At 32.5% G+C, this 15,941-nt stretch carries 17 protein-coding genes; 12 read left to right on the top strand and 5 right to left on the bottom strand.

The annotated features are described in order from the left end of the window. Window positions 1–210 precede the first annotated feature (210 nt). The 3 genes from H7350_RS01745 (at window position 211) to H7350_RS01735 (ending at window position 3,201) form a co-directional block, all read left to right on the top strand. Entirely contained in the window at window positions 211–387 is a 177-nt protein-coding gene (locus H7350_RS01745; RefSeq protein ID WP_204344149.1) for a hypothetical protein, read from the top strand. Between the two features lie 122 nt (window positions 388–509). Beyond that, the gene (locus tag H7350_RS01740; RefSeq protein ID WP_204344148.1) at window positions 510–2,528 is read left to right on the top strand and encodes a tetratricopeptide repeat-containing sensor histidine kinase; all 2,019 of its coding nucleotides are present in this window, start codon (window positions 510–512) and stop codon (window positions 2,526–2,528) included. 4 nt (window positions 2,529–2,532) lie between these two features. Beyond that, the gene (locus H7350_RS01735) at window positions 2,533–3,201 is read left to right on the top strand and encodes a response regulator (RefSeq protein ID WP_204344147.1); all 669 of its coding nucleotides are present in this window, start codon (window positions 2,533–2,535) and stop codon (window positions 3,199–3,201) included. Window positions 3,202–3,454: 253 nt separating this feature from the next. On the opposite strand, the gene H7350_RS01730 is transcribed toward H7350_RS01735, so the two are convergent. After that, window positions 3,455–3,952, bottom strand: coding sequence for a DUF456 domain-containing protein (locus H7350_RS01730; protein WP_204344146.1), 498 nt, complete (start codon window positions 3,950–3,952; stop codon window positions 3,455–3,457). A gap of 118 nt (window positions 3,953–4,070) precedes the next feature. Between H7350_RS01730 and H7350_RS01725 the strand changes: the two genes are divergently transcribed. Genes H7350_RS01725 through H7350_RS01710 form a run of 4 tightly spaced genes read left to right on the top strand, consistent with a single transcriptional unit; the run spans window position 4,071 to window position 7,848 of the window. Continuing rightward, window positions 4,071–4,433 carry a BlaI/MecI/CopY family transcriptional regulator gene (locus H7350_RS01725; protein WP_204344145.1) on the top strand — a complete coding sequence of 121 codons (363 nt, stop codon included), beginning with the start codon at window positions 4,071–4,073 and terminating at the stop codon, window positions 4,431–4,433. A gap of 2 nt (window positions 4,434–4,435) precedes the next feature. Continuing rightward, window positions 4,436–6,184 (top strand): energy transducer TonB, encoded by a 1,749-nt coding sequence (locus tag H7350_RS01720; protein WP_204344144.1) that lies wholly within the window; start codon window positions 4,436–4,438, stop codon window positions 6,182–6,184. Then, a complete protein-coding gene (locus H7350_RS01715; protein WP_204344143.1) occupies window positions 6,185–7,321 on the top strand; it encodes a tetratricopeptide repeat protein in 1,137 nt (378 codons plus the stop codon). 50 nt (window positions 7,322–7,371) lie between these two features. Continuing rightward, window positions 7,372–7,848: a hypothetical protein gene (locus tag H7350_RS01710; protein WP_204344142.1), complete on the top strand. Its 477-nt coding sequence runs from the start codon at window positions 7,372–7,374 to the stop codon at window positions 7,846–7,848. Here H7350_RS01710 and H7350_RS01705 read toward each other — a convergent pair. From H7350_RS01705 to H7350_RS01690, 4 genes are read right to left on the bottom strand one after another with little or no spacing between them, the layout of a single operon-like run. Continuing rightward, window positions 7,845–8,582 carry a Bax inhibitor-1/YccA family protein gene (locus H7350_RS01705; protein ID WP_204344141.1) on the bottom strand — a complete coding sequence of 246 codons (738 nt, stop codon included), beginning with the start codon at window positions 8,580–8,582 and terminating at the stop codon, window positions 7,845–7,847. The genes H7350_RS01710 and H7350_RS01705 overlap by 4 nt on opposite strands. Continuing rightward, window positions 8,582–9,454, bottom strand: coding sequence for an outer membrane beta-barrel protein (locus H7350_RS01700; protein WP_204344140.1), 873 nt, complete (start codon window positions 9,452–9,454; stop codon window positions 8,582–8,584). Before H7350_RS01700 ends, H7350_RS01705 begins: the two co-directional genes overlap by 1 nt. Before the next feature lie 53 nt (window positions 9,455–9,507). After that, complete coding sequence (locus H7350_RS01695) at window positions 9,508–10,635, bottom strand: glycosyltransferase (RefSeq protein WP_204344139.1); 1,128 nt, start codon at window positions 10,633–10,635, stop codon at window positions 9,508–9,510. Beyond that, window positions 10,635–11,609, bottom strand: a complete 975-nt coding sequence (locus H7350_RS01690; protein ID WP_204344931.1) for a lysylphosphatidylglycerol synthase domain-containing protein — start codon at window positions 11,607–11,609, stop codon at window positions 10,635–10,637. The genes H7350_RS01695 and H7350_RS01690 overlap by 1 nt, the downstream gene beginning before the upstream one ends. Window positions 11,610–11,654: 45 nt before the next feature. On the opposite strand from H7350_RS01690, the gene H7350_RS01685 reads away from it, so the two are divergent. From H7350_RS01685 to H7350_RS01665, 5 genes are read left to right on the top strand one after another with little or no spacing between them, the layout of a single operon-like run. Continuing rightward, window positions 11,655–12,290, top strand: a complete 636-nt coding sequence (locus H7350_RS01685) for an outer membrane beta-barrel protein (protein ID WP_204344138.1) — start codon at window positions 11,655–11,657, stop codon at window positions 12,288–12,290. After that, window positions 12,290–12,844, top strand: coding sequence for a crossover junction endodeoxyribonuclease RuvC (gene ruvC / locus H7350_RS01680; protein ID WP_204344137.1), 555 nt, complete (start codon window positions 12,290–12,292; stop codon window positions 12,842–12,844). Before H7350_RS01685 ends, ruvC begins: the two co-directional genes overlap by 1 nt. A gap of 4 nt (window positions 12,845–12,848) precedes the next feature. Continuing rightward, complete coding sequence (locus H7350_RS01675; protein WP_204344136.1) at window positions 12,849–13,994, top strand: leucine-rich repeat domain-containing protein; 1,146 nt, start codon at window positions 12,849–12,851, stop codon at window positions 13,992–13,994. After that, the gene (gene hemW, locus H7350_RS01670; protein WP_204344135.1) at window positions 13,994–15,124 is read left to right on the top strand and encodes a radical SAM family heme chaperone HemW; all 1,131 of its coding nucleotides are present in this window, start codon (window positions 13,994–13,996) and stop codon (window positions 15,122–15,124) included. The genes H7350_RS01675 and hemW overlap by 1 nt, the downstream gene beginning before the upstream one ends. Beyond that, on the top strand, window positions 15,124–15,873 hold the full coding sequence (locus H7350_RS01665; RefSeq protein WP_204344134.1) for a cyclase family protein: 750 nt from the start codon (window positions 15,124–15,126) through the stop codon (window positions 15,871–15,873). The genes hemW and H7350_RS01665 overlap by 1 nt, the downstream gene beginning before the upstream one ends. Window positions 15,874–15,941 lie beyond the last annotated feature (68 nt).

Genomic DNA, 15,941 nt, shown 5'->3' with positions numbered 1-15,941 from the left:
TTCTAAAAAGTAGTATGTTTGAAGTCCTTCTTAAGCCCCTAAAATCTCTTATTAAGGTACTTTTAATTATCCATTTTATATTTCCCTCAATTTTTACAGGCATATTTATGCTTTAAAGTTAATAATCCATTCTTCCCTCGAACTGGCATTTTTGATGCTGTTTTGGTATTAACATAATTAAATTGAATATAAATCCCTAAAATGATTAACATGAAAGCTCTAAAAATTACTTTCCTACTACTTGCTGTACTATTATTAACAGTCTCTGGACAATCTAGTTCTGAGGTTATTAAAGAAGAAGTAACTACTATTAAGAAAAACACATCGACTTATGATTTAATGGCTCATGCTAAAAAATCTAAAACTTTGCCTCCAGCAGGCTTATAAGTCAACTCTAACAATAATTTAGAAAAGCACTATCTCAATTTGGGATAGTGCTTTTCTTTTTCTGTCTAGAATTCAATTTATTTAAGCTAAATTTGAAATTACTTAAATGATGCATTATTTGAATGAGAGTTCTATTTTTTTATTCCTTTATTCTATTTTCAATTTATAGCAATGGGCAATCAGGTCGTAATATATCTAAAATAGATAGCTTAATTCAATTGTCGAAAGACCATAGCATTCCATTTAATGATAGAATGCATTATGCCAAATCTTCTTTAGAGCTGGCAGAACAATTAAAAGCTAATTCTTTAATACTTAAAGCAAGAAAGAACTTGTCTTTGCTCAGTTTTGAGGTAGACGATTATGATGCATTTAAATCATTAAACCGAACTAATTTAGAATTAGCATCTCGTTTGAAGGATTCTTTAGAAATTGCTTCAGCTTACCAAAATATTGCACAATCTTACTATTATGAAAACATCAATGATAGTGCTTATTTTTATTATTCTAAAGCCATAAAAATATACGATAAACTCAGTTCAGAAGAAAGCAAAGCTTACATTTTAATGACCATTTCAGATATACAAGAAACTGAAAAAGATTATATAAGTAGTGAAGAAAATGCTATTGCTGCTTTAAAATTATTTGAAACATTTCCTAAAAGCCAATATAATTTGCAACAATTATATATGCTTAATAATCTCCTGGGTATTATATCATTAAAACTTGGTCATTATGACGAATCTCTTGAATATCATAATAGAGCAGAATCTATAAATGCAGATATCAATAATGGGTTTTTCAATGAAATCTATACGATTAACAATAAAGCATTTGTGTATCGTAAGCAGAACAATTACGATAAAGCTTTAGAATTGTATCAGGGTTTAGTTGATATAAAAGATGAGTATAATGATGCTGATCCTACGTTTTTTCCGCTTGTTATTGATAATTTAGCTTACACAAAATTTGTTGCAAATCATTCAGATCATGAAGCTATTGAAAACTTATTCAAAAAAGCGTATCGCATAAGTGATAGTATTGATGATGATTTAACAAAGCTTCCAATAAGTATTGATCTTTCAAAGTTTTATCTACAGCAAAAGAAAAGTGATTCGGCTTTAAAATACGTGAACATTTCCTATAAAATTGCTAAAGAAACCTCTTCTAATGAAATCTTGTTAGATGCCCTTAAAGTGCTTTCAAAATTAAAAGAAGGTGAAGAAGGAAAAGCGTATTTAAATGAATATATCCGACTCAGTGACAGTTTACTTAATGTAGAGCGAAATGTTAGAAATAAGTTTGCCAGAATCGAATTAGAGACTGAGGAATTAGAGGAAGAAAACGAAAAAATTTCTCAGCAACGAATGTGGTTGTTAATTATTTCGGCAGCCTTGTTGGGTACTTTTTTATTCCTTTATATCATTTTAACTCAACGTGCCAAAAACAAAGAGCTACAGTTTGAAAAGGATCAGCAAAAAGCGAATGAGGAAATTTATAATCTCATGTTATCACAACAAGATAAGGTAGATGAAGCACGAGCAAATGAGAAAAAAAGAATATCTGAAGAATTACACGACGGTATTTTAGGCCGACTTTTCGGAACCAGACTGAGCTTAGATAGTTTGAATTTTTCAGAAGGGAAAGAAGCAATAAATAATAGAGCAACATATATAAAAGAACTTATGAGTATTGAGAATGATATTCGTAAAGTTTCTCATGATTTGAATACCGATTTTGTATCCGGTTCTGGTTTTATGGATATTGTTTCAGAATTAATTGAAAAGCAAACTGCAGCATATCAACTCAAATCATCGTTTAATTACACCGATGATATAAATTGGGAAGGTGTACCCAACAAAACTAAAATCAACATTTACAGGATTATACAAGAATCACTTCAAAATATTTATAAACATGCTAATGCAAACGACGTAAAAATTAGCATTCAATTAAAAAATAATGTAATTTGCTTATCGATAGTTGATGATGGAGATGGGTTTGATGTCAATAAAAGTAAAAAAGGAATTGGCCTCAAAAACATAAACTCTAGAGTAAAAGAGGTCAATGGAAAAGCCGATTTTAACTCTACATTAAAAGAAGGGACCGAGGTTAGTATTACTATACCTTACAAAAATTAAAATCATGCAACATATTCATATCTTAATGGTTGATGATCACCCAATCATTATTGAAGGATATCAAAACACATTAATGGCTACTAAAAAGGAAAATCAAACCTTAGTCATTGATACAGCTAATACTTGTGATGCCGCAAATTTATTAATGCAAAGAGCTGCTAAAGAACGACCTTATGATGTTTGTTTTTTTGATATTAGCTTACCTGCTTCATCCGATGGAAAAATTACCTCTGGAGAAGATTTGGCAAAAATTTCTCGTAATATTCTACCTAATGCTAAAGTGATTATTTTAACAATGTTTAATGAATCTTACCGTATTCATAGCATCGTTAAAGAAATAAATCCAGATGGCTTTTTAATAAAAAGTGACTTAACCTCAAGTGAGCTCGCCGAAGCCTTTCATCATATATTAATTGATCCACCTTATTATAGTAGCACAGTTAGTAATTTTCTTAATAAATCGGTAATTAACGAAATATATGTCGATGAGATTAATCGTAAAATTCTTCATTTATTATCTCAAGGCATAAAAACAAGAAGCTTAACAGAGTACATTGATTTGTCAATGAGCGCTATTGAAAAACGCAAAAAACAACTCAAAATATTGTTCTCAATTAATGACGGAAAGGATGAATCGTTGATTATTGAGGCTCGAAAAAAGGGGTTTCTATAAAAATAACTGTTAAAATTATGGTTTTTTACACTTTTGAATTCTCTTGAATGCCTTGTCAATGCTATAAAGTACGGTTTTTCCGCATCAAGTTTACGGTTTTTCCGTAACAAAAAGTTAATAACAATAGATATATTTGAAAAGTCAACAAAATTAATTAATCCCTCTAAGTAATTTGTTGAATTAATAGCAAAGATCTAAAACCTAAAGCTTCTCAACAGGCTTTAGGTTTTTCTTTTTATAATGGGTTTTTCTTTTAAAATAAAAAATCCTTGTATTCAAAGAATTTTACAATATAGAAGCCTAAAAAGACCATTGCAACAATAAACTTTATAAAGGTTGATGCTACAAACCCAAGGAAAGAACCAAAGGCAGCTTTTAGGGCTTTGTCAAATTCACTTTTATTAATGAGTTCTCCAATTAAAGCGCCAAAAAAAGGGCCAATTATAATTCCGCCAGGTATAGGAGAAAGTAAGCCAATGATGAGTCCGACTGAAGTTCCAATCATTCCTGCTTTTGTTCCTCCAAAGCGTTTGGTTCCCATGGCAGGAATAATATAATCTAGTATCCAAATACCAAGAGCGAAGATAAATGTGATAATTAAAAAAGTCCAGTTCATAGGTACCACATCGGCTAAATGAAATACAAGTAAGCCTACCCAACTGGTAAGTGGTCCCGGTAAAACAGGGAGAAAACTTCCAATGATTCCTAAAATCATTAAAAAGGCAGCCAAAATAACTAAAAAGATGTCCATCAAAAATGTTTAAAATTCTAATGATTAGACGATAAAAAGTTAAGATTGTTACATTTTTAAACTAAATCTTTAGTTGAAACTAAATTTTTAGTTATATTTGTGTATTCAATCCATACAAATGAAGCAACTTACAAAAGCAGAAGAAGAGATCATGCATCTACTTTGGCAATTAAAAAAAACCAATGTCAAAGGAATTATTGCAGAACTTCCAGAACCAAAACCAGCTTATAATACGGTTTCAACTATCGTGAGAATCCTTGAAACAAAAGGTTTTGTAGATTATGAAAAACAAGGAAAAGGACATATCTATTTTCCAATAGTTAAAAAACAAGACTATAGCAATCAGTCTATAAATAATCTTGTAGATAATTATTTTCAAGGGTCGTTTAAAAGTATGGTATCGTTTTTTGTTAAAAAAAATGATGTGGATTTAAAAGACATGGAAGCCATTCTAAAAGAGATCAACAAAAAACAATCATAAATATGTTGCACTATTATCTACAAGTTATTGCGTTTCAATTTCTGTTCTTAATTGTTTACGATGTATGTCTTCGTAAAGAAACTTTTTTTAACCTAAACCGATTGTATTTATTAGGAACAACAGTACTCTCACTAAGTATTCCATTTATTAAAATAGATCAAATACGAGCACTTATTGATAAAGACCTTGTTATTAGTTTACCTGAGGTTTTTATCGGAAATGCAACTACGAGTATCTATAGTGTTAATCCTGAAGCTCTAACGCAGGCAGGTGGTGATTTTAGTTCAGATTCGGTTTCTATTTGGATGATTATTTTGATTTCCGGAATGGTCATTGCTACCTGTGTTTTACTCTTAAAGATTCTAAAATTTGTCTCCTTACTTTCTAAACATTCCAAGCAATCAAAAGGTAAATTGGTTATTGTTAATTTGACTAACAGTACCAAAGCATTTTCATTTTTCAACTATATTTTTTTAGGCGAAAAATTAAACGCGCAGGAAAAGGCTTCAGTTTTGCAACATGAGCTGGTGCATGTCAACCAACGACATACTTTAGATTTGCTATTTTTTGAAATCTTGCGCATTGCGTTTTGGTTTAATCCATTCGTCTATATCTATCAAAGCAGGATGGCGACCTTACATGAATACATTGCAGATTCTCAAGCTGTGGAGCAGCACAATAAAGCCGATTACTATAACAGTTTGTTGGCTCAAGTTTTTGAAACACAGCAATTTTCATTTGTCAATCCATTTTTTAAACACTCATTAATCAAAAAACGAATTCTTATGTTAGGTAAGTCAAAATCAAAACAAATCAATCTTTCTAAGTACTTATTAATAGTTCCGATTTTAACCGGAATGTTAGTGTATTCTTCATGTTCAATTTTTCAGAAGAAAACGAATCAAACTGTAGTTAAAACGGAGACTAAAGTTATCGATAGCGCTGAAATTCCATTTGCAGTTGTCGATGAAGTACCCATTTATCAATCTTGTGAAGACTTAAAAACGAATGACGAACGAAAAAAATGTATGAGTCAAAACATTGCTAGGCATGTTAATTTAAACTTCAATACCAGTATTGGTGATAGTTTGGGTCTCGTAGGCAGGCAACGCATAAATGTTATGTTTAAAATTAATAAGGAAGGTTTCGTAACCGATGTAAAAGCAAGAGCGCCTCATCCTCAATTAGAGGAAGAAGCTAAGAGAGTTGTACAAACCTTACCACAACTGATTCCTGGAAAGCATAAAGGCAAAACAGTAATTGTACCTTATAGTTTGCCAATTTTGTTTCAAATTGAAGGTAAATCAAATAAAAAGACTGTAGCAGCACCAATTGATGAAGCCAGAGTAAAGACACTTAAAGAAAAGTTTAAAGATGCTGATGAAGTACCATTTGTAGCGTTAGATAAAGCACCAGTAAGTGAAGGTTGTAAGGATTTTATATCTGAAAAAGAGAGTAAATCTTGTTTTAGTGGTTTCATTTCTGGATTTGTAAATGAAAATTTTAATGTCAAATTAGCATCGAAAATAGGTTTGGTAGGAAAGCAACGAATTAACGTGCTTTTTAAAGTTGATAAAAATGGAAGTGTTCAAGGTGCAAGAGCAAGGGCAGCACATCCAGATTTAGAGGCCGAAGCTATTCGAGTAATTAATAGTTTACCTCAGTTTGCTCCGGGAGAATTAAATGGCAAAGTTGTTACTGCGAATTATTCATTGCCTATTATATTTGAAGTACATAATCAAAAAAATTAAATGCGTTTTCTCTGTATTCTTTTGGTTTTGGTGAGTTTTCATAAAACCTTAGCTCAACCTTCAGTTTTAAATCAAGCGGATAGCCTTTATGCTAATGGAAATTTCAGTAAAGCCATTACAGTTTATAAAACTCATGATACACCACCTGATGTTTATGATAAAATAGCTAAAGCGTATGTCGCTATTGGGAATTATGACCTGGCCATAGATAATTATGAAGCGAGTATCAAATCGAACCCTCAAAACGCACTTATCAAATATCAATATGCTAAACTATTGTCCAGAGCTAAAAAGTTTGACAAGGCAGCCATTTTATTTAATGATTTGGTATATGAAGATTATAAAAATCCTAACTATCATTATGAATTAGGCGTGGTTCTCGAAAAACTCGGAGATTCTACAGCGATGAACAGATTTAGATCTGCTTATGATTTAGATCAGACCCATCAAAAAGCTATTTTTAAAGTTGCCAAGCATTTTTTAATAAAACGAAAACACGAGTTATCTCACAAATACATAGATAAGGGATTAGAAAGTTATCAAAACAATCTCGAACTCATTAGCTTAAAGGCTCAAAATTATTACTATCAGGATGATTTTAAAAATGCCAGAACCTGGTTTGAAACATTAGTGAGCTTAGGTGAGTCTTCAGAGTTTATTCATGAAAAACTAAGTCAAATTCATGCAGAATTTTCCGATTATAAACTGGCTATTGAACAACTGAAATTGGTTTTGAAATATAATCCTATTGATTCTAATGCTCTGTTTCTTATTGGTACATATTATGAGAGTTTACAAGATTACGCCAAAGCCGAAACTTATATCAAACAGGCTTTACTTTTAAAAGATGTGCCTTTAGATTATGAATATCAAAAACTAGGTGTTGTATTAAATAGGCAAGAAAAGTATAAAGATGCTATTGCAGCATTTAATAAATCCTTAAAAGAAAATCCGAAAAATGTAAGTTCAGAGTTTTATATTCTTTTGTCTAAGGATAAGTATTACGAGGATATAGATACCAAAATAAAACTCTATGAAAACTTTAGAAATCAGCACAGCGATACCTTTTATGCGCAATTTGCAGATCGGCGTATTTCCGAATTAAAAAAAGAGAAATTTTTAAAGGCTGAAGACTAAAGCTTTTAATATCCAAAAAAATTGTACTTTTCGGTTTCAGTTACATCATAATGAACCGCTTCTTTATTTTAGTTGTTTTCTTTTGTATTTGTTCTTGCGATTATTTCGACAAGAAAAAGGTCTATCCAGAAGATCTTCTTGAAGAAGAGTTGCAAACGTTTAATTGGAAAGATGTTGATGAATACCCTTCTTTTGAATCGTGTGATTCTGCAACAGGAAAGGAAAACAAAAAAATATGCTTTGAAAATACCTTACGAAGTATTCTTAACACAAGTCTGGCTCGACATCAAATTATCGTTTCCGAAGATATAAACGATACTATTCAACTTAAAATTACAATTGACAAACAAGGTCAGTTTTTTATTGATGATATTGTAAGTAGTGCCCTCACTAAAACCGAAATCCCTGAACTTGATAGTTTATTGAGAAGAAGTCTGGACAGTTTACCTAAAATTTACCCAGCGATAAAGCGAAGCCAGCAAGTAACTACAAAATTTGTACTTCCTGTGATTATAGCTATTGATTAAAATCTAATAGCTAATTTTTGCATCAATCGTAATGTTTCTACATATAGCCAGATAAGGGTTGCCAGAAGTCCCCAGGTTGCCAGCCATTCTTTCCATTTTGGAGCTCTGTTTTTATAACGTTCGATGTAGTCGAAATCTAATAGTAATGAAAATGAAGCTACTATAGCAGCGATGCAGTTAAATATTATTGCAAACCATGAGGTTCCCCATATATAGGTTTCAATGCCGAAAAATCCTAAAATCCATGATATGATATACACGACAAAAATACTGACTGCAGACGTGATGATAACACTTCGGAGTTTTTTAGTTACTTTAATAATTCGGGTTTGGTAGAGTAGAAGCATTACAAAAAACGTAATGATAGTCACACCGATAGCCTGATAGGGCAACTCTGGAAAATTACGATGTGCATACGCAGAAAAACCTCCTAAAAAAAAGCCTTTGGCGATGGTGTACAAGGGAACTAAAACAGGAGCCCAATGATACCTCACTGAAATAATCACACTAATAATGAGTGCCGCCAGCATACCTCCAAGAGTAAACCATTTTACCGACATACCTTCTTCGTTGAGCTTCCATATATAGGCAGTAATTCCTGCAATGACTAAAATTGATCCTAGAGATTTGATAAAAATCCCACTAACCGTCATTTTTTTTGAACTTGTTTTTGGGCTGTCCCAAAAGTAGCCAGAGAAAACGGGGTTATTTGTTTTATAGTTTGTGAGTGACATTATAAATTAAACTTGTAGCCAATAGAGAAATCGGTTGAAAAATTACCTTGATTATCTAAGAATAAGGCAAACAATTCATTGTAGCCTAAAGTAATAAAACTGTTTTCACTTACTCTAATGTCTGCACCAACACCAAAAATTAATGGCGCATCAAATGAGGTGTCATTAAAACTTTCGGTAGTTATAGTCCCGTTGTCTTCGGTAGCAATTGTAACATTTGAAAAATTAAGAGTTGCAAATTTTACATTTCCGTAGAGACTAAATTTAGCTTTATTAATAAATCTAAAACGATACCCTAAGGCTAATTCTGTTGTTGAATATTGTAATTCATCTTGTTCAAGAACATGTTTTACTTGTAAAAATGCAGCATGCCTAGAAATTTGATTCACGTCCAGCACTTCTAGTTCACCTCCAAAAAAAGGTGTTGTTAAGTTATCTGGATTGCTAACAAAAGGACTGTTTGTAATTCCGCCAAAAACACCCAGTCTAAACATAAGTTTATTTCTTTTTACTGTAGATTGATAGCTGGAATCAACGGAACTATTATAGGAGTCAACAAACTCTTTTAAACTGAAAAGGGTCAAATTTAACCGTTTAGTCGACATTGTAGCATTGGTTAACTCATTGAGTAAGGTTTTATACTCCTCCTGAAACTTACCGTCTTTTTTGGTATTAGTGAGTTCCATTATGGCACTAGATTCACTTTTAACAAAGTACCTGTAATTGCCATCGATGATATTCCAAAATAAATCGAGTTTACCATCGACTTCTTTTTTTAATTCTAATTGCTCACCATTAACTATATAGGTGTCTTGTGCTTCTAAGAATGAAAAGCTTAAGACAAAACAGATTAAACATACAATTTTTCGCATTTCGATATGGGTTTCAGTTTAGGTAAATCTAACAAAAATAAATGATAATAGCACTATTTACTATAGGCTCTGTCTTTCCATTTGTAGCCTTTAAACATAGAAGCAAAAGCAATGTAAACACTAAAAAAAGGATAAATTAAACTCGAAAACAAATAAGATGCCAGGTACTGTTCCTGATTAAAAAACCGTGCTGTTTTAAAAATCAATAAAAAATCAATTAACAACTTAATGCTAAAGGTGTACATCAATGTTTTTAGGCTTATGATTTGTAAAACATATAACAACGGTAAACAAACAAGTAACGCATTCATGAGCAACACTATAAATCCGGTAAGTTTTCCAAAACCGTTTTTATAACTTGAGGTTTTTGAAGCCCATCGCACTCGTTGTGCTTTCAAAGTACTAAAGTTTGGTTGTGCTTGTGTTGTGACTATGCTGTGACTACTTTTAATATACTGAACACTAGATGTATCATGTTTTACTGCTTTTTCTAGCAGAAAGATATCGTCTCCACTGGCTATTTTAGTATTGCCTTCAAAACCATTAACCGTATAAAAAAAGTCCTTCGTATAAGCAAGATTAGCACCATTACATAAAAAGGGTTTATGAATTCCGAAGCTTCCAATAGTAGCACCCTGAAGACTTAAGATATCCAACAATTGAAATCGTTGAAAAAAAGAATCGGGTGCCTTAAAAGTAACAGGTGCAACCAACATGTTTAATTGACGAGTATGGCTATAATTGTCAAAAGTATCTAACCAGTATTTAGGTAGTTCACAATCGGCATCTGTAGTAACAATCCAATCGTATTTTGCAAGAGCGATAGCAGTCGTTATGGCATCTTTTTTTGGAGATTTTGTAGTTCTGGTGTTAGGTACAACAGAAACATCTAATTGATCAAAATTGCTAAGTGTTGTGCGGATTAAGTCTACAGAATTATCAGTCGATTCATCATCTATAAAAAGAATTTCAAATAATGATTTCGGATAATTTAAAGCAACAACCGATGCTAAAAGCTGTGGCAAATTCTTCGATTCATTTCTAAACGGAATCACAACCGAAAATTTTGTTTTAGGACTGGTATCAGTAAGTTTGAAATCACTGATTTTATCAAAGCCATAGACGAAACTTCCTATTAAAAAAAGGTAAGCTATTGTAATAAGTAAGATTAAAATAAGCATTAGTCATCGTTTGTTTTTGGAAGATTAAAATTAAGCACATAATAACTACCAAACACGCTTGGGAGTACAAAATTTAACAGCCACATAAGGGTTACAATACTAAGAGTTGTAAACTCATTTACACCAACCAATGAAAATAAATACACCGCAACACTACCTTTAATGACAACATCAAAGATGAAAATCGACGGAATTATCGAAGCTAGTAAATACATACTGGTAATCACTACCATTGCATTATAATAACTCACATTAACACCAAATAATTGTAATAAGTAGTAAAACTGAAATGAGAATATAAGATACCTAAGTACAGACATTCCGAAAGTGATGATATGAATACTAACAGGTACATTTTTAATGAATGATTTTAATTTGTCAATCGAAAACCCCTTAATTCTAAATTTATTTTGCTTTAATCCAAAAACAGTGAATGCACCTGCAACAGCTATAATCGCTAAAGCCCTCGATATTTTAAAGTAATTGATCTCTATGTGATATTTAGAATGCATGAGCCATAACCCAATACAGCCCAATAGGACGGTTACGCTCATTTGCATCATATTACTTATCAAGTTAAGTAGCATAATCTGTTTGCGTTTTGATGAGGTAAAGTAAATCGCTTTTGCTCCATATTCTCCGATGCGGTTTGGAGTAAATAATGAAGCGGTTAAAGCACCTAAACTTTGCTCTAATGCATTTTTGAATGAAATAGCTTTGATATAACTGACTAAAGTTTTCCATTTTAAAATTTCGAAAAACCAATTAAAAAGGGTTAAAACGAATAAAAAAAGAATGTTTTTACCCGAAAACGAGTCGTTTTCTTTTAAAAATGCCCAAAATTCGTAAAAATCTAAATTTTCATTAGTCGCTAATTTCTTGTAGATAAAATAAAAAGCACCAACTACGATACTTAATTTAATAAGTACAAAAAAGAATTGTTTAGTTTTGTAAGGAAGGCTGCCAAAAAACATAAAACCAAAATGAGTTCTTGGCACAAAATAAACCTTTATAATGATATGACCTCAAATTATAGACTTCAAAAATGGAGTATTCTAGTCATGGTGCTGGTATGTTTTGTAAATACCTATGCGCAAAAGGATACAAATAAATGGAAAGCCCAAATCTCTTTGGGAGTTAATAGTCCGTCACAATCAGGTTTTGTCGACAATTTTCAAGCGAAATCTGTTAATTTTCCAACGGTAAACTTAGGGTTACAACACATGTTTAAGCGACAGTTAGGTGCCAAGTTAGATTTTGGCTTTAATCGTTTTTCGAGTGATGATAATTCAGTAGAATTTAAAACCAATTACACAAGACTCAATGCACAATTGGTGTATGATCCAACAGAGTCTATTACTTTTTTGCCTCAGCGTATGGGAGTAGTTTTGCATGCTGGACCGGGTTATAGTTTTGTGAAACCATTAGGTGATTTTGGGAGTAACAAAACGTCGTTTTTTAATGTGATGGGTGGTTTTGAACTTCATTATGGCTTGACCCAAGAGATTTCTGTTTTTGCCGATACGTCTTATATTTTAGGCTTCGGAAAAGATTTTGACCCAGAAACAGAAGGTTTTGGTTCGTTTAACGGAAACCTTTTAACGGTAAGCTTTGGAGTTACATTCTCTATAAGTGGCTGTCAATACTGCGATTAATGAGTAACGAAAAAATTATATTAGGCATTGACCCAGGAACGACAATAATGGGTTTCGGACTCATAAAAGTTGTCGGTAAAAAGATGTCTTTTTTGCAATTGAATGAGTTGGATTTAAAAAAATACTCCGACCATTATCTCAAACTAAAACTCATTTTTGAGCGCACTATTGAGCTCATCGATACGCATCATCCAGATGAAATTGCCATCGAAGCGCCTTTCTTTGGAAAAAATGTACAAAGTATGCTTAAACTTGGACGTGCTCAAGGTGTTGCTATGGCTGCAGGTTTGTCTCGCGAAGTGCCTATTACTGAATATTCTCCAAAAAAAATTAAAATGGCTATCACAGGAAGTGGTAACGCAAGTAAAGAGCAAGTGGCTAAAATGTTACAGAGTTTATTAGACCTCAAAACCTTACCAAAAAATTTAGATGCTACCGATGGACTTGCAGCAGCGGTGTGTCATTTTTATAATCAAGGTCGCGTAGAGATTGGTAAAAGCTATTCGGGTTGGAGTGCTTTTGTAAAGCAAAATGAGGATCGCGTTAAGAAATAATCGAATGAAAAACCTAATCTGTTTCTTTCTGTTTTTATGTGTAATAGCTTGTAAAGATGTAAAGGAAGAATCAAATTCAGATCGTTCGGAAATTACACCTACTCCTAAAACAGAACTGGTAGATTCATGTACAGGAATCGATTTAAAACTTGAAATTCTTTTTAGCAGATCAGGATTCTTAGAGCAATTAGCAGGACAACCGAGAAATGAAAATTTTCGAGAATTACCTGATAAAGAAAAGGTCACCTATTTAGATTTGTCTGCGATGAAATTGACTAAGCTACCACAAGAGCTTTTTGAGTTTAAAAACTTAGTAGGTTTAAATATTTCGAGTAATAATTTTACAGATAAAAAACAGCTTTTCAAAGATTTATCTAGATTTTCAAACTTAAAAGTACTACGCCTAAACTGGTCTAAAATTACGAGCCTTCCAGATAATATTGAATTATTATCAAACTTAGAAGTTTTATGTTTAGCAAGTAACCGTATTAGCTTTCTTCCTGAAACCATTGGGAAGTTAACAAAACTCAAACTTTTAGATTTGACCAATAATAAAAGTTTAAAAACGTTACCTGAAACCATCAAAAACTTAACATGCTTGCAACTTTTAGATGTGTCAGGAACACGACTATCTCGTTTAAGAGATGAAGTTTTGCAATGCACAGAACTCATTATAATTAAAGGAAATGCTGCTAAAATTGAATCCCTTCCTCATGCTATTGGAAATCTTACAAAGCTTAAGAGTATTAATTTAGCATATAATAATATTAGTGAGTTACCTAAGTCAATGGGCCAACTTAATAACTTAGAACATTTAAGTTTAAGTGGAAATGATATAGTCACATTACCTACGGAATTTTCAAATTTAAAGAACCTCGAATTTTTAGCTTTAGCTTACAACCGCTTTAAAGATTTTCCTGAGGAAGTTTTAGAATTACACAAAATTCATAATTTATGGTTGAATAATAATAGCTTTAAGAGCATTCCATCTGAAGTTGGAAACATGAAAACATTAACGCATCTATTAGTTGATCATGAGATAATTACCGATGATAATATAGCTGCCATTAAACATGTTAATTCTAAATTAAGAATCATCAGGCAAGATTCAAGACGCTATGTAAAAGGTGGTAAAAAACGCAAAAACTAATGTCTGGCATCTACATCCATATCCCATTTTGCAAACAGGCTTGTCATTACTGTGATTTTCATTTTTCGACCTCATTAAAAAAGAAAGACGAGCTTATACATGCCTTAGCCAAAGAATTGCTAATGCGTAAAACAGAATTTAAACATTCAACGGTTGATACCATTTATTTTGGTGGAGGCACACCAAGTTTGTTAAGCATTAGTGAAATTCAGTTTTTAATAGATACAATTCATCAACATTTTACAGTTTCCGAAGCCCCAGAAATTACGCTTGAAGCTAATCCTGATGACTTGTCAGTCTCTAAAGTTGAAATGCTGGCGCAGAGCCCAATCAACCGTTTGAGCATTGGAATTCAATCTTTTTTTGAAGCCGATTTAAAACTGATGAATCGAGCCCATAACAGTACCGAAGCTATCGAATGTTTGGAGGAAGCAACGAAGCATTTTGATAATATTTCAATCGATTTAATCTACGGAATTCCAGGTTTGACTAATGCGAAATGGCAAGAGAATATTGAGACCGCCTTGAGCTATAATATTCCGCATATTTCAAGTTATGCATTAACTGTCGAGCCCAAAACGGCTCTGGAGCGATTTATAAAAAAAGGAATCATTGAAAACGTTGACGATGATGCTGCACAAGAACAGTTTCATATATTAATCGATACTTTAGAAGCACATGATTTTGTACATTATGAACTGTCTAATTTTGGCAAAGCCAATTACTTCAGCAGGAATAATTCGGCGTATTGGCAAGGCAAACCTTATTTAGGAATTGGGCCATCAGCACATTCGTTTAACGGAAACGAGCGTAGTTGGAATGTTCGTAACAATTCAATATATATTCAAAATATTGAGAATGATATACTTCCGAAGGAAACAGAAACTTTAACAACAACCGATAAATACAACGAGTATATCATGACAGGTTTGCGCACTATTTGGGGTGTTTCGTTAGATAAAGTTGCTCAGGATTTTGGAAAAAACTACAAAGATTATCTTTTACTTCAAGCCGAATCTTTTATAAATCAACAATTATTGTATATTGATAATGAAAAGCTATTAGTGACCAAAAAAGGAAAATTTTTGAGTGACGGTATAGCTTCAGATTTGTTTAAAATTAATTTATAATGTTAGCCACAATTCAATACAACTCCCGAAAACTTCAAATCGATTTATCACAACCTTTAGATATATCTATGCCCTTGCGTGCTTCGACATCCAATGTCAATGCCTGGTATATTGACGAACCCAAAATCGAACCGGTTAAATTTGATGACGATATTATTAGCGTTGCCGAAGGTGCTGTTGTTAATTTTAATTCGATTCAGTTTAATCCGCATGCACATGGTACGCATACCGAATGTGTTGGGCATATCACCAAAAAAGTGCATTCTATAAATCAGCATTTAAAGCAGTTTTTCTTTTTAGCAGAAGTCATTACAGTGGCGCCAGAACATATAAAAAAAGATACAGTTATTTCTAAAGCGCAGTTGCAGTTTGCCTTGGGAAATAAAAAAAGAGATGCGATTGTTATACGAACAATGCCTAATACCAACGAAAAATTATCACAACAGTATTCGCATACCAATTGGACCTATTTGGAAGAAGAGGCTGTTAAATTTTTAGTAAAAAAAGGCATCAAACATCTACTTATCGATTTGCCTAGCGTGGATCGCGAAGAAGATGGTGGCGAATTAAAAGCTCATAAAGCCTTCTGGAATTACCACGGAAAATTGCGTAAAGATGCCACAATTACAGAACTTATATATGTGCCTAATCAGGTCGAAGATGGCGAGTATTTTTTAAACTTACAAATTGCGCCTTTTGAAAATGATGCCTCACCAAGTAAACCTATTTTGTATAAAGTATTAGAGTAACAGATGTTATTTTTATTCGGAAATATATCCGATTCAAATTATGGCTTAAAATTTGAAAGTAAAGTTCT

The sequence above is a fragment of the Psychroserpens algicola genome, assembly GCF_014526325.1.
Classification (GTDB): Bacteria; Bacteroidota; Bacteroidia; order Flavobacteriales; family Flavobacteriaceae; genus Psychroserpens; species Psychroserpens algicola.
Note: the sequence above shows the minus strand (reverse complement) of the source record. Positions and strands in the feature narration are given on the sequence as shown.